Source organism: Mesorhizobium loti R88b, from assembly GCF_013170845.1.
GTDB lineage: Bacteria > Pseudomonadota > Alphaproteobacteria > Rhizobiales > Rhizobiaceae > Mesorhizobium > Mesorhizobium loti_B.
In genome coordinates this window covers 475,132-493,961 of the sequence record NZ_CP033367.1, presented here as the reverse complement: position 1 = coordinate 493,961, position 18,830 = coordinate 475,132, and the positions used below count along the sequence as shown (strand labels likewise).

The 18,830-nt window shown below is 64.5% G+C and carries 15 protein-coding genes; all 15 read right to left on the bottom strand.

Annotated elements, in window-relative coordinates; translation table 11 throughout:
- Positions 1 to 25: 25 nt before the first annotated feature.
- The 15 genes from EB235_RS02245 to EB235_RS02175 all read right to left on the bottom strand — a co-directional run bounded on the left by EB235_RS02245 (position 26) and on the right by EB235_RS02175 (position 18,789).
- On the bottom strand, positions 26 to 439 hold the full coding sequence (locus EB235_RS02245; protein ID WP_027032574.1) for a type II toxin-antitoxin system VapC family toxin: 414 nt from the start codon (positions 437 to 439) through the stop codon (positions 26 to 28).
- Positions 436 to 684 (bottom strand): type II toxin-antitoxin system VapB family antitoxin, encoded by a 249-nt coding sequence (locus EB235_RS02240; protein ID WP_080681068.1) that lies wholly within the window; start codon positions 682 to 684, stop codon positions 436 to 438. Before EB235_RS02240 ends, EB235_RS02245 begins: the two co-directional genes overlap by 4 nt.
- 121 nt (positions 685 to 805) lie before the next feature.
- Entirely contained in the window at positions 806 to 1,087 is a 282-nt protein-coding gene (locus tag EB235_RS02235; protein ID WP_027032576.1) for a cupin domain-containing protein, read from the bottom strand.
- Positions 1,088 to 1,219: 132 nt separating this feature from the next.
- A complete protein-coding gene (gene trxA / locus EB235_RS02230) occupies positions 1,220 to 1,543 on the bottom strand; it encodes a thioredoxin (protein ID WP_027032577.1) in 324 nt (107 codons plus the stop codon).
- Between the two features lie 76 nt (positions 1,544 to 1,619).
- Entirely contained in the window at positions 1,620 to 5,132 is a 3,513-nt protein-coding gene (addA, locus tag EB235_RS02225; protein ID WP_027032578.1) for a double-strand break repair helicase AddA, read from the bottom strand.
- Positions 5,129 to 8,263, bottom strand: a complete 3,135-nt coding sequence (gene addB, locus EB235_RS02220) for a double-strand break repair protein AddB (RefSeq protein WP_027032579.1) — start codon at positions 8,261 to 8,263, stop codon at positions 5,129 to 5,131. Before addB ends, addA begins: the two co-directional genes overlap by 4 nt.
- Positions 8,260 to 9,006 carry a nucleotidyltransferase family protein gene (locus tag EB235_RS02215; RefSeq protein WP_027032580.1) on the bottom strand — a complete coding sequence of 249 codons (747 nt, stop codon included), beginning with the start codon at positions 9,004 to 9,006 and terminating at the stop codon, positions 8,260 to 8,262. The genes addB and EB235_RS02215 overlap by 4 nt, the downstream gene beginning before the upstream one ends.
- Entirely contained in the window at positions 9,003 to 10,514 is a 1,512-nt protein-coding gene (gene tsaE / locus EB235_RS02210) for a tRNA (adenosine(37)-N6)-threonylcarbamoyltransferase complex ATPase subunit type 1 TsaE (RefSeq protein ID WP_027032581.1), read from the bottom strand. Before tsaE ends, EB235_RS02215 begins: the two co-directional genes overlap by 4 nt.
- Before the next feature lie 8 nt (positions 10,515 to 10,522).
- Positions 10,523 to 13,078 (bottom strand): sensor histidine kinase, encoded by a 2,556-nt coding sequence (locus tag EB235_RS02205; RefSeq protein ID WP_027032582.1) that lies wholly within the window; start codon positions 13,076 to 13,078, stop codon positions 10,523 to 10,525.
- Positions 13,079 to 13,276: 198 nt separating this feature from the next.
- Positions 13,277 to 14,677: an adenosylhomocysteinase gene (ahcY, locus tag EB235_RS02200; RefSeq protein WP_027032583.1), complete on the bottom strand. Its 1,401-nt coding sequence runs from the start codon at positions 14,675 to 14,677 to the stop codon at positions 13,277 to 13,279.
- A gap of 180 nt (positions 14,678 to 14,857) precedes the next feature.
- Positions 14,858 to 15,169: an HPr family phosphocarrier protein gene (locus EB235_RS02195; RefSeq protein WP_027032584.1), complete on the bottom strand. Its 312-nt coding sequence runs from the start codon at positions 15,167 to 15,169 to the stop codon at positions 14,858 to 14,860.
- Complete coding sequence (locus tag EB235_RS02190; RefSeq protein WP_027032585.1) at positions 15,166 to 15,567, bottom strand: PTS sugar transporter subunit IIA; 402 nt, start codon at positions 15,565 to 15,567, stop codon at positions 15,166 to 15,168. The genes EB235_RS02195 and EB235_RS02190 overlap by 4 nt, the downstream gene beginning before the upstream one ends.
- 164 nt (positions 15,568 to 15,731) lie before the next feature.
- Entirely contained in the window at positions 15,732 to 16,193 is a 462-nt protein-coding gene (locus EB235_RS02185; RefSeq protein WP_027032586.1) for an HPr kinase/phosphorylase, read from the bottom strand.
- 25 nt (positions 16,194 to 16,218) lie between these two features.
- Entirely contained in the window at positions 16,219 to 18,003 is a 1,785-nt protein-coding gene (locus EB235_RS02180; protein WP_027032587.1) for a sensor histidine kinase, read from the bottom strand.
- 84 nt (positions 18,004 to 18,087) lie between these two features.
- Positions 18,088 to 18,789, bottom strand: a complete 702-nt coding sequence (locus EB235_RS02175; protein ID WP_013528337.1) for a response regulator transcription factor — start codon at positions 18,787 to 18,789, stop codon at positions 18,088 to 18,090.
- Positions 18,790 to 18,830 lie beyond the last annotated feature (41 nt).

Here is an 18,830-nt window from a genome sequence, read left to right as displayed (position 1 = left end):
CGACGGTCCGGGTTCGGGTGGCCTCTCAGAAATCCCACGGTGAGATCAGGTCAAGGCTGATAGTGCCAAAGTCGTTGAGATTGCGCGTTGCCAGCCGGCCCCCATTCACGCGCGCTATCGCCGCAATCATGCCATCGGGAGCGGACATGCCGCGACCTTGGCGCGTCGCGGCCCCCATGAGCTCGCCGTATGCCAAGGCAGCCTCTTCTGTCAGTCCAAAAATCCGGTCTGCAAATCGATGGCGCCATCGGGAAAGCCCCTGTTCCAGCCGATCCGCACGCTCATCAGGTCGTATCTTTTGAATACCGAAGGCGATCTCAGCAATCGTCACTGTGGGAAGGGCCAGTTCAGCGTCATTGCGGACTAGCCACGCCAGGACAGCTGGGTCCGGCGCCTTCTTGAGGGACTCCGAAATCACGTTGGTATCGACGAAAATCAAAGCTCAACTCCTGGATGGACCTCGCGACCTTCGCGAATGATTTTATCCAGATCGATGTCGACGCCACTGCTTGCGGTCAGGCTGGCGTAGAAGGCGGAGGCGGGCTCGCGGCCAGCTTCACGAATCTCGTAGGATTCAAGCGCGCGTTCGACCACGTCGGCTATCGAGCGGTTCTCACGACGGGCAAGCCTATGAGCTAGGTCGCGTGCTTTTGCGCTGCGGACTGAGAGCTGTGGTTCAGCCATTTCAAACTCCCTTTGGAAGAAGAATATAGGTCGATCCATCGCTGCCATCAAGATGGCAATTGATGGCAGGCCATCACACATGCAGCGCGGCGACCAGTGGCCAGTGACCAAAGACCCACTGTTACTTCAGCTCGATCTCGATGAAGGCATACTCGCCCTCATTGGCGCTGATGACGTCGTGCTCGACGCCTTCCTTGCGGAAATAGGGCGCGCCTTTCTTCATCTCGGCGAAGGTTTCGCCGTCCTTAGTCACCAACTTCAGCTTACCGTCCATCAGCGGCACCACGACATAGTCGTGGCCGTGACGATGCCAGCCGGTGTTTTCGCCCGGCTGGAAGCGGTACTCGGTGACGATGACACGCTCATTGTCGATGAAGACGGTGGCCTTGGCGGATCCGGTCATGTCGCTCTCCCTGTTTCTGCTGCCAACAGAAGACATGGAGAGCGCGGGCGCGAGGGCCAGAGCCCGGCAGAAATGACACCAACAAAAAAGCCCGGCACGAAGCCGGGCTTGATATCATGTATTTCGGACGGATCAGAGGTTGCCGTTGATCCAGTGCGAAAGCGCGGTCTTTGGCGCGGCGCCAACCTTCACATCGGTCCGCTCGCCGCCCTTGAAGATCATCAGCGTCGGGATCGAACGCACGCCAAATTCCGCAGCGAGTTCGGGGTTCTCGTCAATGTTCAGCTTGGCGATCTTGACCTTGGCGCCGAGCTCAGTGGCGATGTCTTCAAGCGCTGGCGCAATCATCTTGCAAGGGCCGCACCATTCCGCCCAGAAATCGACCACGACCGGTACGCTGGAGTTAAGCACATCGGCCTGGAAATTGCTCTTGTCGACCTTGACGGTGGCACCCATGCGGAAAATCCTTTCGAGAGTTCTTTGTCGCACCAAATGTGGTGGTTGTCGGGCCCTTCTTCAAGCAGGTCTTGTGTCACGCTCCCGTGAGTCGGGCAAGGGCGTCATCCATGGCCCTGGCCGGCAGTTCGATCAGCCGTGGCGCTTCGGTAAACAAGAGAGCCGCCTTGACCTCGCGCCCGGGATAAAGCGGCTGCAGCAAGGCACGATAGAGCGCGAGCTGCAGCAGATAGGCCGGCGGAACCTCGGCCAGCGAGGCGGGCGACGGCCGGTTGGTCTTGTAGTCGACGATCGAGACGGTATGCGCTGTCACTGCCAGCCGGTCGATCTTGCCGGAAATGGAGCGCTTCTTTCCTCTCACGTCCAGGCTGCCCATGATGGCCACCTCGGCACGCGACGATGGCGCGAACAGCTGGCCAAGGTCTGGATCGGCCAGGATGGCGACAACCGATGCCAGGGCCTTTTCCCGTTCTGACGCCGGCCACTCGACACCGACCCTCGCTAGATAGCGCTCCGCTGCGCCATGGCGCTCATCCTCGGCAATGCCGGGCAACATCTGCAGCAGTTTATGCAAGGCGAGCCCGCGCAGCACGGCAAAACCTGGCTCGGCATCGGCGTCCAGCACGGGTGAAGCCTTGTCGACCACCGCTTCCTTGCCTTCGTCGATCAGTGCCGAGGCGCCGGATGGGGATAGCGGTCGCGGCAAGTCCTCGAAAGGCGGCAAGGGCCGGAACAGGCCCGCCGGCAATGGCGCGAAAGCGTCGGCTTGCCGCGCCTGTTCACTGGCGCTTGGCGCGACCGGCGGCAATTTGGTCACGTGGAAACGGTGCACCGGCTCGCCACCGGCTGGATGCGGGCGCTGTTCGCTTTCCGGCGCACCGATCAACGCGCGGCTGACGATCGAATGCCAGGTGCCGGCATTCGGCGCCCGCTTGCCGTGATAGCCGCAGACGATCAGCCGGTCCTCGGCGCGCGTCATGCCGACATAGAGCAGCCGGCGATATTCGTCGTCGGCCAGTTCCCTTGCCCGCGCTGCTGCCGCCTTCGAGAAGCCGTTGGCGACATCGCTGGCCGAACGCCAGAGATAGCCCTTGCCCTCCCAGTAGCTACCCGAGCCCTTGAAGGGCATCAGCCGTGGCAGATGCTGGTCGCTGAACGGGGCGGAGCCGCCATCGACCAGGAACACCACCGGCGCCTCCAGGCCCTTGGCGGCATGCACGGTCATGACGCGGACCTCGTCGCGGGTCTGGTCCATCTCGCGCTTGATTTCGGGGCCGGCATTCTCCAGCGCCGACAGGAAGGCTTCCAGCCCGGGCAGACCGGTTCGTTCCTCGGCAAGGCAGAAGCTCAGGAACTCGTCGAGAATGTCGCCTGCCTCCGGCCCGAGGCGAGCGATCATTTTCCGGCGCACGCGGTCGCGCGCCAGCAGGCCGGCATAGAACTCGAACACCGGCTGGAAGGCGGCCTCGTTTGTCCAGACGTCAAGCTGGGCGACGACCTTTGTGAGGACTTCATCGTCACCGGCATGCTGGCGCAGCGATGTGGCCAGCGACATACCTGGCGGCCTTTGCGCGGCAAGCGCGAACAGCGTCTCCTCTGGCAGGTCGAAGATCGGGCTGCGCAGCACGGCGGCGAGCGACAGATCGTCCTGCGGCTGGATCAGCAGATGGCCAAGCGCGATCAGGTCCTTGACCGCGATATGGCCGGGCAGGCTCAGCCGGTCGGCGCCGGCGACCGGAATGTCGCGGCGTTTCAAAGCGCGGGTCAGTGCATGAACGAAGCTGTCGCGCTTGCGCACCAGCACCAGCACATCGCCCGGCCGCAGCCGCTGGCCACGGCCTTCGATGATCTCGCCCTTGCCGATCCAGCCGGCAATGGTCGCCGCCACATTCTCGGCAACGCGCACCGCCGGCGCATGGGCGTGGTCGATGGATTTCGTCCAGTCGTCGGGCTCGTCGATGGCTTCAGTGCCGATCGACGGCCAGACCTCGACATAGCCCGGCGCATCGGTGCGGATCGCCTTGTGGTTCAGCGGATCGGGATCATGGCTGATGCCGCGCCGCACGGTTGGGTCGGCAAACACGCGGTCGACAGCGGCCAGCACGTCGTCGGTCGAGCGGAACGACCAGGTCAGCTTGAGGTCGGCGAAGGACGCCTCGGCATCGCGCACGCGTCCGGCGAACAACAGCCGGCTGTCGGCGAAGGAGTCCGGGGCCGCGCCCTGGAAGGAGTAGATCGACTGCTTCTCGTCGCCGACGGCAAAGACCGTGCGATGGACCCGGTCGCGCGCGCCGAAACCGGCGAAAAATTCTTCCGCCAGCCGCGTCACCACCTCCCATTGGTCCGGGCTGGTGTCCTGTGCCTCGTCGAGCAGGATGTGGTCGATGCCCTGGTCGAGCTTGTACTGCACCCAGGGACCCGCATCGGGTCGCGCCAAAAGGTTGACTGTGCGCGTGATCAGATCGTTGAAGTCGAGAAAGCCGCGGCTGCGCTTCAGCACTTCGTAGCGGGCGATCAGCCAGTCGGCGATGGTCAGTGCCGCGCGCGTGCCTTCCAGCATCCGGAACAGCGCCAGCCGGTCGACGGTTTCGATGATGGCGCCGGCCGTCGAAAGGTAGCGCTCGGCGAGATCCGGCAATCGGTCGGTCAGCGCTTTTTTGAAGGCCTTTGCTGGATCGTAGGGGTCGCCATCGGTCTTGAGGAAGGCCCTTGCAAGCAGTTGCAGGCGGCGAACAGGATCGCTCTCGGCGAAAGCCTGACGCGCATAGGGCAGGATGTTGTTCAGCACCGACCTGGCGTCGGTGGATTCGGCGGCCTGGGCGAAGCCGGCAAAATAGTCGGGCAGGAAGCCCGGCAGCGGCCATGCCGATGCCGCTATCCCCTCGGCGGTCTGGCCGGGGTGGAAATGGAACTCATCGAACAGCGGCTGGAAGCCGTCACGCCCGACGGCATCGAGGAAATCGCGCAACCCGTCGCGCTTGCGCACGATCTCGCCGAGCAGGGCATCGAGACCGGCTTCGCCGCCACGCTCCAGCACAGCGGCGAAGGCGTTTGCCAGATCCGCGTTGCCGGCAGCCGTGCCGGAGATCATCTCGCGACGCGCCGAGGCGAAGAGCGATGCCTCCATCTGGCTGTCGAGCAGCTCGAAATGGGCGGGAATGTTGGCTTCCAGCGGGAACTGGTGGAGCACGGATTCGCAGAAGGCGTGGATGGTCTGGATCTTCAGCCCGCCGGGTGTTTCCAGCGCCTCGGCGAACAGGCGCCGCGCCCGGCGCATGGTGTCGCGGTCTGGCCGGCGTCCCTCCAGTGCCTCGACCTTTGCCGAAAGCTCGGCGTCGCCGAGAACCGTCCAATCGGACAGCGTGGAAAAAACCCGGTTCGACATGTTGGCGGCGGCGGCGCGCGTATAGGTCAGGCACAGGATCTTCGACGGGTCGGTGCCGTTGAGCAGCAGCCGGATGACGCGCTGCGCCAGCACATGGGTCTTGCCGGAGCCGGCATTGGCCGACACCCAGGCGGAATTCTGCGGATCGGCGGCGCGGGCCTGGCTGTTGGCGGTATCGCTCGGGATGGGATAGGCCTTCTTCACGCCTCCCCTCCCTCGTCGCCGGCGTCGCCGCCGGCAGACCATTCGAGCACGCGGGCGAGATGGTCGTAGTCGCCATCGGTCTCACCTTCGCGAAACGGCAGCGCGCGCGACAGATATCCGGTCGCCGGATCGGCATAGTGGATCAGAAGCTTTTCCAGCCGCGCCCAGGCCTCTTCGGCGAGATCGGCGGCGGTTCGCGGCTGGCGGTTGTGTTCGAGGATGGACTCTTCGAACACCTCGCCATTCGGCTTCAGCCGCACGAATGCCAGTTGCGACGGTTCACGCGCGCCCAAATCCTTGAAGGCGCCACGCCGCAGCAGCGCGCCTTCCAGCGCCAGTTGCGGCGCCAGCAGCGTGTGCGCCTGCGCCTTGGAGGGCGAGGAGCCGGTCTTGTAGTCCAGTATATCGGCCATGCCGCCTGCGAGCAGGTCGACGCGGTCGGCATAACCGGACAGCGTCACGCCGGACTGGCCGACGACGGTCTTGCCCGCCCGCTCCTCGGCATGCCGCTCGACCACCGCGTCGGCACGCGTGCGCTCCCACTCGATGATGTTGGCGGCGAGTTTTTCGAAGCGTGGCCACCACACCGCCTCGACATCGGCAGGAAGGGCGGCTTCGGCAAAGCAGGTGCGGCCGGCGGCAATGAGGCTGGTCAGCGCATTCGGCGCACGCGGATCGGCCACCTCGGACGAGAACAGATGCAGGATGGCGTGAAACAGCGTGCCGCGTTCGGCAGCACCAGGGTCGCGGATCAGCGGGTCGAGCGGCAGCAGTCCGAGGATTCGCCTTGCATAGACGGCGTAGGGATCGCGGCGCAACGTCTCGATCTCGGTGACCGAGAAATGCGTCGGACGCACCGCCAATGGCGGCTTCGGTTGCGGTCGCGGCGCGAAATCCTGCTTCGGCCCGGTATCGAGCGCGCGAGCCCAGGCCAGCAATTCGTTGCCGCGCCGGCGCAGCGCCGACGCCTGGTCGGTGCCGATGAAGGTGAGCAGGCGCTGCAGCCAGCGTGACGGTACGGCGGGCGCGTCGCCGGAACGCGCCGAGCGGGCCAGCACGACGTGTCTCGCGCCCATCGCCATCTGGAAGTCATGCGCCGCGAGGCCAATGCGCCGTTCGGGTGGCTCGAGGTCGATGCCGGTCTTCATCAGCCGCGACATGAAGCGGTCGCTCTCCGGCTTGCGCGGCCACACGCCCTCGTTGAGCCCACCAATAACCAGCGTGTCTACATCCTGCAGCCGCGCCTCCAGCGCGCCCCAGATGGCGATGTTGCGGTCGGTGCCTTGCGCCGGCTTGACCGTCTCGGGCGCGATCAGCGCGTCCATCACATCGGGCCATTCGCTCACCGCAAAAGACAGCGATGCCGATGCTGCGACCAGCCCGCGCAACAATTCGGCCAGTTTTTCACCGGCGTCGCCGGCATAGAGGTCGCCCAGACCGCCATCGGCGGAAAGGCCGAGATTTTCCAGGGCCACAATGCTGGTTCTGACCAGCGCGGCAAGATCAGCATCCGCCTGGCCGCGAAAGGCCGAAAGCGGCGCTAACGCTCCTGTCAGGCGTGCGAGCAGGTTGCGAGCATCTTCGATGGAGCGCACGGTCAGCCGGGAAAACCAGAAGGGCGGCCGGCTGTCATCGCTCAGTCCAGTGAGGCGGGCCTCGAACAAGTCCGGCAGCGAAACGATGTCGGGGCGGCCGGTGCCGCCGCGCAGCGCCACCAGTTCGACCAGTGCCGCCGCGTTGCGCACATCGGCGCGCTCAAGGCCAAGGCCGAGCAGCGGATGCTTGAGCAGCGACAGCAGGCCGACCGGATCACCCGGCCGGAACACCGCTTCGAGCGTCAGCCGGAGCAGGCTGGCGGCCGGGCTGTTGGCGAGGGGCGTGCCGCCGGAATCGTCGGCAACGACGCCGAAACGCTGGAGTTCGACGCAGACGCGCCGTGCCAGCGCGCGATCGCCGGTCACGAGAGCTGCCCTTTGGCCGGGCTGTTCGACAGCCTGTTTTAGCGCGACGGCAATGGCGATGGCCTCGTCGCGTTCACTCGCCGCCTCAAGCAACGTCACATCGGCGAAGGCACCAGCAATATCAGACGCCGAAAATCCGTTGCGCGTCTCGGCCCACAATTCGGTGGTTTCGGCCGGCCGCAGCGCCTCGCCGACAAGGGCGGCGCGAAGTGCAAGGTGCGGCCCGGGCACGCCTACCTCCTCGACATCCGAGCGCAGCACGCCGATCTTGCCGATCAACCTGGCCAGGCCGTATTGCGGGTGGCCAAGCACGGCAGGGCGAGCGCCGGGGGCGACAAGCGCCTGGAAGGACGCTTCATCCAGAGTTTGATCGAGCCCGGGCAGCACGATGGCGCCGCCGGGCAAGCGGGCGATCGCGGCAAGCAGTTCGGCCGTGGCCGGTATCGAGCCTGTGGAGCCAGCGGCAATGACCGGTCCGGCCGGTGGATTGCGCCGCAGCCGCGCCGCCTCGGTGCGGATCAACGCGCTGCGGTGCGCGGCCGGATTGGAGCGGTCACTCTCGATCAGGAATTTCGGCCAGGCCTCGGTGACGATGCCGAGGAATTCGAGCGTCACCTGCCACCATCCGGCAAGGTTGCCGGTCACCATGCCCTCGAGCTTTGCCCAGTCGGTGCCTTCGGTCTCGATCTCGTCCATCAGCCCCGCAAGATCGCGTGCCAGCCAGATCGCGTCGGCGGTGGAGGCGGGGATGACGATCTCTTCCGCGAAAAGCTTCGCCACATGCTCCGGCAGCCGGCGTTTCCACGCCCGTACCAGTGGCGTCAGCAGCAACAGGCGTTCGGTTGCCGAGATCGGCGGTGCAAGATCGATCGCCGCCGCCGGCTCGGCCTCGAACAGGGCTTCATCTTCGTCGAACTCGCCGAGCGGGCGGATGACCGGCAGGATCGCCGAACCGCCGCCGCCACGTTCCTTCAAACTGTCGACGAAGACACCGCGCAAGGCGCGCGCGGCGCGGCGTGTCGGCACGTAGATGGTGACATCGGCCAGAGCGAGCGGGTCGCCGTCGAAACGAAATCCGGGAACCAGACGGCCGGTAAGCAGCGCCTCGGCCAGCGTCGGCAGAAACGGCGCTCCGGGGGGGATCGAGAAAACGCGGCTTGAGCCGCTCATTGCATCTCGGCTAGCGCGCCGGCGACGGCTTCTTCCGCCAGCGGAATGGCATCAGGCGTACCGACAGTGATCCAGTGGCCCTGCATCTTCATGCCGAACAGGCGGCCGGCGGCTATTGCCGTGTCGAAATAGGCGTTGAGCGAATGCGGTTCAGTGGGTGCACCCTTGAACAGGCGCGGATGGATGATCGCCGCGCCGGCATAGATCAGGCCGGCCGGGTCGCCCTTTGAACGCCGCAAGGCACCGTCCGACGCCACCAGGAAATCGGTGGAGCCGCAGTGTCCTGTCGCCTGATGGAGATCCGCCAGCATCAGCAGAATATCCATTTTCGCGGCGTCCCACGCAAGGGCGAGGCGGCCAAGATTGAGCGGACCGTGGTCGATCCAGAAGGTGTCGGCGTTGAGGATGTAGAACGGCTGTTGACCCAGTTCCGGCAACGCCTTGACGATACCGCCCGCCGAATCGAGCAGCCGGTCACTCTCATCGGAAATGATGATGCGCGGCGCGCGGCGCTCCGTGACATGGGCGACGATCTGTTCGGGAAGGTAGTGGACGTTGACCACGGCCTTGGTTACGCCGGCGGTGGCGAGGCTGTCGAGGCCCCAGTCGAGCAGCGTCTTGCCGGCGATCTTGACCAGCGGCTTGGGGATGGTGTCGGTGATCGGCCGCATGCGCTTGCCGAGCCCGGCTGCGAGTACGATTGCAGTCCTGGGCACAATGGCAGTGTCCGGTCTTGCTGTCACAGCGTTCGTTCCTCAAGCAGCCCGTGCGCGTTGTAGAAATCCCGCAGGCTTGCGAGCCCCGGGTGGGACAGCGCCCGGCGCAGATAGTCGCGGATGCGCGGCAGGTGCCTGAGATAATAGGGTTTGCCGTCGCGCTTTTCGAGCCGCACGAAAATGCCGAGGATCTTCGAATTGCGCTGCGCCGCCATGATTGCGTAGGCCTCCAGGAAACCCGCTTCGTCGAAAGCACCCGCTGCGTGCCGCGCCGCGATATAGGCATCGAGCGTCCTTTTCTCGATCCCGGACGAGATCGTGACGCGGGCATCCATGGCCAGCGAGGCGACGTCATAGGATGAAGGCCCGATCAGCGCATCCTGGAAATCGACGATACCCAGCCGATCATGGCCGGCGCGGTCGCCACGCCAGATGATGTTCGGCGAATGGAAGTCGCGCAGCATCAGCGTGTATTCGCTGGCTTTGAGCCGGTCGAAAAGCGCGTTCCATTCCCGGGCGTAGCCAGTGCGCAATTCGTCGCTCGCCGGGCCACCCGATATCGCCGGCACATACCAGTCGACCAGCAAATCGGCTTCGATCATCATCGCATCGCGGTCGAAGGGCGGCACCTCATGGAAGCTGCCCGGTCCGGCTTGCAGACGCTGCGGCCAGGTCTTGCCATGCATCATGGCCAGCAGTTCTGCCGCCGCCGCATAGCGCTCGGCCAGCGGTTCGCCATCCCCACCGAGAAACCCTTCGGAACCGAGATGTTCGATGAGCAGGAAGCCCTGGTCCTGATCCTCGGCATGGATTTCGGGAACGCTGACACCGCCGGCTTTCAACGCCCGGTCGATGGCGACGAAGGCGGAGACCGATTGGGCGGTGTGGGCGATCACGGCGTAGGGCTTGCCGTCGCGCACGGGTGGGCCGAGCACCAGTCGCGGCGAGTTCATCAGCACACGCGGCTCTTGGCCAGCGAGCGTCACGATCTCATAGGAGCGGGCGGAGGCGTCGCCGATGAAATGGCGCCGCTGAGCCTCGCCCCAGCCGGCATCTCTTAGAAAACCGCGCATGGCCAACGATCGCGCCGCGCGGTCGAAGGTCGCTCCTTGCCCCGAGAGCCGCGCCAGCCGGCCCTCGCCATGCTCGACGAGTTCGATCAAAAGCGTCGTCTTCGGCAAATAGGCTTCGGCGCGCTCGGGCCATTCGACCAGGGCAGCACCTTGCGTCAGCGCTTCGTCGAAGCCGAGCTCGTCGAGTTCGCTCGCCGAGGACAGGCGATAGAGATCGAAATGATGCACCGGAATGCGGGTGTCGTAGCTTTGCACCAAGGTGAAGGTCGGGCTCGGCACATCGAGACCGGCATCGTCGGCCAGCGTCCGGATCAGGGCGCGTGCGAGCGTCGACTTGCCGGCGCCGAGATCGCCCTTGAGCGCCAGCACGTCGCCGGCGCGCAGGGCCAGCGCCAGATCCTCGCCCAGCCTCGCTGTCTGTGTCTCATCGGCGAGCAGACGCTCGATCACCAAACCCGTCATCGAGCGCGCTACTCGGCCGCGGCGCGGATGCCCGGCATGTCGGGGAAGGTGCAGATGACGGTCGTGCCCTTGTCCTTGCCGGTTTCGATGCGAACGTTGCCGCCATGCAGTTCGACGAAGCTCTTGACGATCGACAGGCCGAGCCCGGCGCCGCGCCGGCGACCGCCATTGGTGCGCGGTTCGAAGCGGCGGAACACCGAATCCAGCACATCCGGCGGCATGCCAGGGCCGTCATCATGAACCGAGAATTCCACCCCGTTTGCCAGCTGGCGGCACGCGAGCCGGATGGTGCTGGCCTCCGGCGCGTAATTGGCGGCGTTGCTGAGCAGATTGTAGAGGATCTGGCGGATGCGGGTTTCGTCGCCGTGGAACGTCTTCGGCGCAGCAGCGGCGTCGACCTCGAGCCGGATCGAATGCTCCTGCAGCCGGTCGGCAACCAGCTCGGCGGCGGCCGCGATGGTGCGGTCGACCTGCACCTCGGAAATGTCGAGCTGCATGATGCCGGCATCGACAGTCGCAAGGTCGAGTATGTCGTTGACGATGGTCAAGAGCACCGAGGAGGACGAGCTGACATGCTCGACATATTCGCGCTGCTTTTGAGTAAGCGGTCCGGTCGCTGGCACCGAAAGCAGTTCGGTGAAGCCGATGATGTTGGTCAGCGGCGAGCGCAGCTCATAGGACACGTGCTGGACGAAGTCGTTCTTGAGCTGGTCCGACTTCTCCAGCGCCTCGTTCTTGTCCTTCAGGGCGCGTTGGACATGGACGCTGTCGGTGACGTCGACGAAGGTCATCATCACCTGCCCATTGGGCAGCGGAATCACGGCATAACGCAGCACCGTGCCGTTGTTGAGCTCGGTCTGGCCGTGACGCTCGCGGCGCTCGTCGTCGAACCCGGTGATGGCGGCGACGAAGCCGGGCCAGGGGCTGTCGACCGCTTGCCGGTCGCTAAGATCACGGATCGTCGAGACGTGCACATTGGGCTTGGCGGCTTCGCCACCCAGGCCCCACAGCGTGGCAAAGGCCGGGTTCGACAGCCGCAGCCGGCCGTCGGGGCCGAACACCGCCACGCCTTCAGCGAGGTTGTCGAGCGTTTCGCCCTGGACGCGCACCGCGGTGCGGTAGCGGCTTTCCAGGTCCATCTTTTCGGTGAGGTTTTCGAAAACCCAGGTAACGCCGCCCTTGGGCTGCGGGTTGGCGACGACGCGGATGGTCTTGCCGTCAGGCAGGTGCCACCAATGTTCCTGCGATTCCACCGCGCGGTAGGCGCCGAGCAGGCCTTCCTTCCAGCGGCGCCATTCGGGCTGCTCGGCGATCTTGCCTTCGCTGCGCAGCCGGTCGAGCAACAGCGCATTGTCGGGCGCGCTGTGCAGGAAGCCGCTGTCGAGGCCCCACAGTTTCTGGAACGCCTGGTTGAAGAAGCGCAGCTTCTCGTCGGTGTCGAAGATGGCAACCGCGGTGTTGAGCTGGTCGAGCGTGTCGGCGTGGCTGCGCACCGTGCGCTCATACTCGCCGCGAATGGTTTCGATGGCGCTGGTGTCGCTGGCAAGGCCGGCCGAACCGTCGGCACCGGCAAAATCGGTCACCGCGAAGACGCGGCGGTCGCCTTCGATCACCGTGGAGAGCGACTGCTCGAAGATCGGGTGCGATTTGTGCTGGGTGGCAATTGCTTCACGCGCCTGGCCGCCAAGGAATTCCTTGGCGTCGCGCACGGCGGCTTCCGCGCTTTCGGCTTCGACCGCGTCGGCATAGGCCCGGTTGACCCATTTCAGGCGACCGTGCTCGTCGCGCAGCCATGCCGGCATCTTCAGCGCTTCGAGCAGGCCGATCATCGTGTCATGATCGGCGGCAAGGCGCTGGTTCTCGATCTTCAGCCGGGCCTGGCTGCGCTGCGTCTCGGAAAGCGAGACAAACCGCACCAGTATATGCGCGGCGCTCTTGCGGCCATGCACTTCGAGCGGCGCGCCGGCCTGCGATTCGATGACGAGGTCGAAGGGCCTGGCCTTTTCGCGCAAGCCCGCAACGGCATGTTCGAGCGCCGCCGCCGAGCGCGGCATCAGCCAGCGGCCGAAGGCGAGGAAAGCCGCCCGCTCCTCTGGCGCGCCGCTTTCGACCGGCAATGTACCTATGAGTTCGGGCTTCTTGTTTTCCGAGGCCCAGACGATCACCCGCTGGTCGCGCAAATTGAGCAGCGCTTCCGAACGGCGCAGCGCCGCGTTGACATCGGCGACGCGGCTTCTCAACTCGACATTTTCCGCCGAGGTGCGGGCGCGTTCACGGATGAGAACGATGGCAGACAAAAGTGCCGCGCCCGTCACGCCGACGAACACGGCGAGCTGCATGACCTCGACTGTGCTGATTGACAGGCTGGCAGTCGCGACAGCGGCGTTCTCGGCATGCGCGACGGCGCTGGCCAACGGATAGGACAGCACGGAACTGGCCAGGAACAGGCCCGCGCGGGCACGCCATGAAAGGCGCCCGCCCTCGGTGGCTGACTGTATGGTCCCCGAATCGTCATGGCCGCCGGAAACGGCCGATCCCGCTCCGTGCGGGTTTTGCCCCGGCATGTCTTGGTCCTCTCCGCCGCCTGAATGCAAGACCGCCCTGATACGCGCCTCTCTGATCCCCTCTCGGGCCGGAAGCGTCGCGAATCACCTGACAATAAACCCTCGCCGAATCGCCGTGAAGGCGATTGCGCGCAAAAATAAAGCCGGGCGAAAAGTCAATCGCCCGGCTTCAATATCTGGTAGTAAATCTAGCTTTGGTTAATAGCGGTAGTGTTCCGGCTTGAACGGACCCTGCTGAGTGACGCCGATATAGGCGGCCTGTTCACCCGACAATTCGGTCAGGCGGGCGCCAAGCTTGTCGAGGTGCAGGCGCGCGACCTTCTCGTCGAGATGCTTGGGCAGGACATAGACCTGGTTCTGGTACTGCTCACCCTTGGTGAACAGCTCGATCTGGGCCAGCACCTGGTTGGTGAAGGATGCCGACATCACGAAGCTCGGATGACCGGTGGCGTTGCCGAGATTGAGCAGGCGGCCTTCCGACAAGAGGATCATCCGCTTGCCGTCCGGGAAGGTGATCATGTCGACCTGCGGCTTGACGTTGGTCCATTTCAGATTGCGCAGCGAGGCGACCTGGATCTCGTTGTCGAAGTGGCCGATGTTGCCGACGATCACCATGTCTTTCATCGAGCGCATATGGTCGAGGGTGACGACATCCTTGTTGCCGGTGGTGGTGATGACGATGTCGGCAGTCGGGGCCGCGTCTTCCAGCGTGACCACTTCAAAGCCGTCCATCGCCGCCTGCAGGGCGCAGATCGGGTCGACTTCGGTGACCTTGACGCGGGCGCCGGCGCCCTTGAGCGAGGCCGACGAGCCCTTGCCGACGTCGCCATAGCCGCAGACAACCGCGACCTTGCCGGCCATCATCGTGTCGGTGCCGCGACGGATGCCGTCGACCAGCGATTCCTTGCAGCCATACTTGTTGTCGAATTTCGACTTGGTGACCGAGTCGTTGACGTTGATGGCCGGGAAGGGCAGCAGGCCCTTCTTCTGCAGCTGGTAAAGCCGGTTGACGCCAGTGGTCGTCTCTTCGGTGACGCCGCGGATCGCCGCCTTCTGCTTGGTGAAGAAGCCGGGCGAAGCCTTCAGGCGCTTCTTGACCTGGGCGTAGAAATATTCCTCTTCCTCGCTCTGCGGATTGGACAGAACGTCCTCGCCGGCTTCGGCGCGGGCGCCGATCAGGATGTACATGGTGGCGTCGCCGCCATCGTCGAGGATCATGTTGGAGAGGCCGCCATCGGTCCACTGGAAAATGCGGTCGGTGTAGTCCCAGTACTGTTCGAGGCTCTCGCCCTTGACGGCGAAGACGGGAATGCCGGCCTCGGCGATGGCCGCGGCGGCATGATCCTGGGTCGAGAAGATGTTGCAGGAAGCCCAGCGGATATCGGCGCCGAGCTCCTTCAGCGTTTCGATCAGCACCGCCGTCTGGATGGTCATGTGCAGCGAGCCGGTGATGCGCGCGCCCTTGAGCGGCTTCTTGGCGCCAAATTCCTCGCGGCAGGCCATCAGGCCCGGCATTTCGGTTTCGGCGATATCGAGCTCCTTGCGGCCCCAGCCGGCAAGCGAGATGTCGGCGACCACATAGTCCTTGCTACCCGTCATGGCAGTCTCCCTGCGATTTGATGTGCTTGCGAATTGGTTGCGGATGCGCCCGCGCCGGTCGGCGCGTCGAAGGGCGCGAATTGCCGGCCTGACTAGCAGATCAGGCTCAAGACGACAATGGGATATAAAGAAATCTTTATCCCTGCATGTCTCTCGGGCATGCTTGGGCGGTATGCGGGATCAGCATTCCTCGCCGAAGCGGGAGGCCACCAATTGCTCCAGCGCGTCCATGACCTCGAGCGCCTCCGGGCCGCTCGCGGTGACGCGGATCGAGTAGCCCGGGCTCGCGGCCAGCATCATCAGGCCCATGATCGACGTACCGCCGACCTTGACGCCATCCTTCTCGACATGCACCGAAGCGTCGAAGCCGCTGGCGAGCTGGACGAATTTCGCCGAGGCGCGCGCGTGCAGGCCGCGCTGGTTGACGATCGGAAATTCCCGGGTGATCGGATCTTTGGCGATCTGGTCTTTTTCCGGGGATAGCGCGCTCATTTGCTGCTCAGAAGCTGGCTGGCGACATTGATGTATTTGCGGCCGGCGGCCTGCGCCTCGTCGAGCGCGGCCGCCATGTTGTCGCCTTTGCGGATCGATGACAGCTTGATCAGCATCGGCAGGTTCATGCCGGCGATCACCTCCGTGCGGCCGGACTCCATCACCGAGATGGCGAGATTCGACGGCGTGCCGCCGAACATGTCGGTCAGCACGATGACGCCAGTCCCCGTATCGACGCGCGCCACAGCGTCGACGATGTCGCGGCGACGCTGCTCCATATCGTCATCGGCACCGATCGCCACGGTTTCGAAATTGTCTTGTGGCCCGACGACATGTTCGACGGCATGTCGGAACTCGGTGGCCAGTTGACCGTGCGTTACAAGCACGAGTCCGATCATTCTTTGGTGGCTCCCGTCATCGCCGCTTCACAGGCGTATTTTATGCTCGCCAACCATTCCAGGCGGCGGGAGCGCTATCTTGTCGACGCGCGGCCCGTTGACAAGCCCAAAATTGCGCCGGCCCATGCCATTTTGACGCATTGCAGCAAAAAATCCGGGGCGGATCATAGAAAAGGCGGGATCGACAGCCGCGCCATCACGGCCGGCAAGGCAGCCTGGACATTGCGCTCGGCCAGATCGATCCTCGGCACCGCGCAGCCGGCAATGTCGTCGCTGGTGTCCTCCTGGAAGCGTGCGATTTCACCGGCCGGCAGCAGGCGCACGTGCAGGTCGATGACGCAGGCCGCTTCGAACGGCAGCTTCCGTGGCCCGAGCCCCGGCACCTCGGCGAGGCCTTCGATGGTGGCGGGAGCGCGGCACACCAGGCGCCCGACATGCGCCTCGACGAAAAGCTGATCGTCGCCGACCAGCCGCGAAAACAGTCCGCGCTGGCGGCAATGATCGATGAGAGTAAGCGCCAGCGTCGTCTTGCCAGAACCGGAGGCCCCACTGACGAGAATGCCACGTTCGCCAATAAGGATTGCCGTTGCATGAATGTTTTCAGGCGGCACGATCGGACCGGTCATCTCTGGGGATCGTGCGAACCTGGCCTCATGCTTCGGCCGGAAGTGTCACGACAAAGCGCGCGCCCTTGATCTCGCCGGGCTTGGTGCCGGGGATGTTTTCGGCCGTCAGCGTGCCGCCATGGGCCTCGACGATCTGCCTGGATATGGACAGGCCAAGACCCGAATTCTGGCCGAACGCCTCGCCGGCCGGCCGGTCGGTGTAGAAGCGCTCGAAGATGCGGTCGATGTTGTCGGCGCGGATGCCGGGACCATTGTCGTCGACGGTCAGGATGTTGAACTTGCCGGCGCGCGCCAGCGACAGGCTGATGTGGCCGTGGTCATCGGGAACGAAGGAGCGGGCGTTCTCGATCAAATTGGTGACAACCTGGCCGATGCGCAGATCATGGCCGACGACGACATAGCCTTTGACGCCTTGCGGCAGCTTGGCGACCTTGAGTTCGATCTCGACCGCCTTCTTGTTGCGCGTGGCCTCACGCGACACGGCGACAAGATCGGTGATGAATTTCTTCAGGTCGACCGTGCCTGCATCCTCCCGCGCGAGCTCGGCGTCGAGCCGGGAGGCGTCGGAAATGTCGGTGATGAGGCGGTCCAGCCGTTTGACGTCGTGCTGGATGATCTCCATCAACCGGCTGCGCGAATTGTCGTTCTTGGCCAGCGGCAGGGTTTCCACCGCACTGCGCAGCGAGGTCAGCGGGTTCTTCAACTCATGGGAAACATCGGCGGCGAAGCTTTCGATCGCCTCGATACGGGCGTAGAGCGCGTTGGTCATGTCGCGCACGGCGATCGACAGATTGCCGATCTCGTCCTGGCGGTCGGAAAAGTCGGGGATTTCCTCACGGCTCTTGACGCCGCGCCTGACCCGCACCGCCGCGGCGGAGAGCCGGCGCAGCGGGTTGGCGATGGTCGAGGCGAGAAGCATCGACAGGATGGCGGTGACGAGGGCCGCGATGCCAAAGACGCGCAGGATCGCCTTGCGCTCGGCGGCAACAATCTTGTCGATGTCGCCGCCTTCCGTCGACAGCATCAGCACGCCGAGGACGGCGCGGAAGCGCTGGATCGGCACCGCCACCGAAACGATTTGCTCACCCTGTTCCGAGACGCGCACGATGGTCGACGGGCTGCCTGTCAGCGCCTTGACCACTTCCGGGAAGGCCGCGCCGTTACCGCCTGGCTGCTCGTGATAGACCGGCAGGTCGGTGTTGCGGAAGAAGTCGAAGATGAATTTCTGCACGCGTTCGACAAGGTCGGGCTCTTCTTCGTCGACCGGCGGCAGGTCGTAGCGCAGGATCTGGCCGCGCGAATAGAGATGTCGCGAATCGAGCAGCAGGTTGGCGTCGCGGTCATAGATACGGGCGCGCGTGCGCGTCGGCGAGATCAGTCGCCGCAGCACCGGTGCGACACGCTCGGGATTGATCGGAAAATCGAGATTGTCGAGCTGGTCCGAGCCTGGTCCCAGGCTCTCGCCGGCCTGCAGCTCAAGCAGCTTCTCCGGGTCGATGCTGATCGAATCGGTTTCGACCGTTGCCGAAGCCGCGATAGCGCCGGCGATGATCTCACCCTGCGTCATCAGGCTTTCGACGCGGGCGTCGATCAGCCCGTCGCGGAAGGTGTTGAGATAGAGGATGCCGGTGACCAGGACGGCCAGACCAGCAAGGTTGAGGAAGAGGATGCGCCGCGTCAGGCTGGAAAAGATGTGGTGGCCGAGGAAGCGGCGCATCGGCACCGTGAACTTCGACACGAAGGACGGCATGATGCGCGACGGCCGCCTGGCGGCGCCCGTCGGTCGTGTTCGCTGTGCTTCCACTGCCATCGAATAGCAGCTCCCGCCTAATCCGTGGTTTGACGCATGTCGCGGCCCCAAACCCGGGACCGCTTATGGGCGACATACATCAAATTACGCTTCGCGGAACCGATATCCGACTCCGTAAAGGGTTTCGATCATCTCGAAGTCGTCGTCGACAGCCTTGAACTTCTTGCGCAGCCGCTTGATGTGGCTGTCGATCGTGCGGTCATCGACATAGACCTGTTCATCATAGGCCGAATCCATAAGCGCATCACGGCTTTTTACGACACCGGGACGTTGCGCCAGCGAATGCAGGATCAGGAATTCGGTGACTGTGAGCGTCACCGGCTCGCCCTTCCAGGTGCAGGTGTGGCGTTCCTGGTCCATGACAAGCTGGCCGCGCTCGAGCGAGCGGGCCTGTTGGCTGGGTGTCTTGGCGGCTGCCTCACGGGCACTGGCCCGGCGCAGCACGGCGCGCACCCGCTCGACCAGCAGGCGCTGCGAGAACGGTTTGCGGATGAAATCGTCGGCGCCCATCTTGAGGCCGAACAATTCATCGATCTCGTCGTCCTTGGAGGTCAGGAAGATCACGGGCAGGTCGGACTTCTGGCGCATCCGGCGCAAAAGCTCCATGCCGTCCATGCGCGGCATCTTGATGTCGAGAATGGCAAGATTCGGCGGACGTGCCGCCAAGCCTTCCAGCGCAGACGCACCATCCGTGTAGGTCTCGACGCGATACCCCTCGGATTCCAGGGCGATCGACACAGACGTCAGAATGTTGCGGTCGTCATCGACAAGCGCGATTGTTGCCATTTCAAGCGGCTCCCTCATGAGCTGTCCCTTCTTTCGTAGAG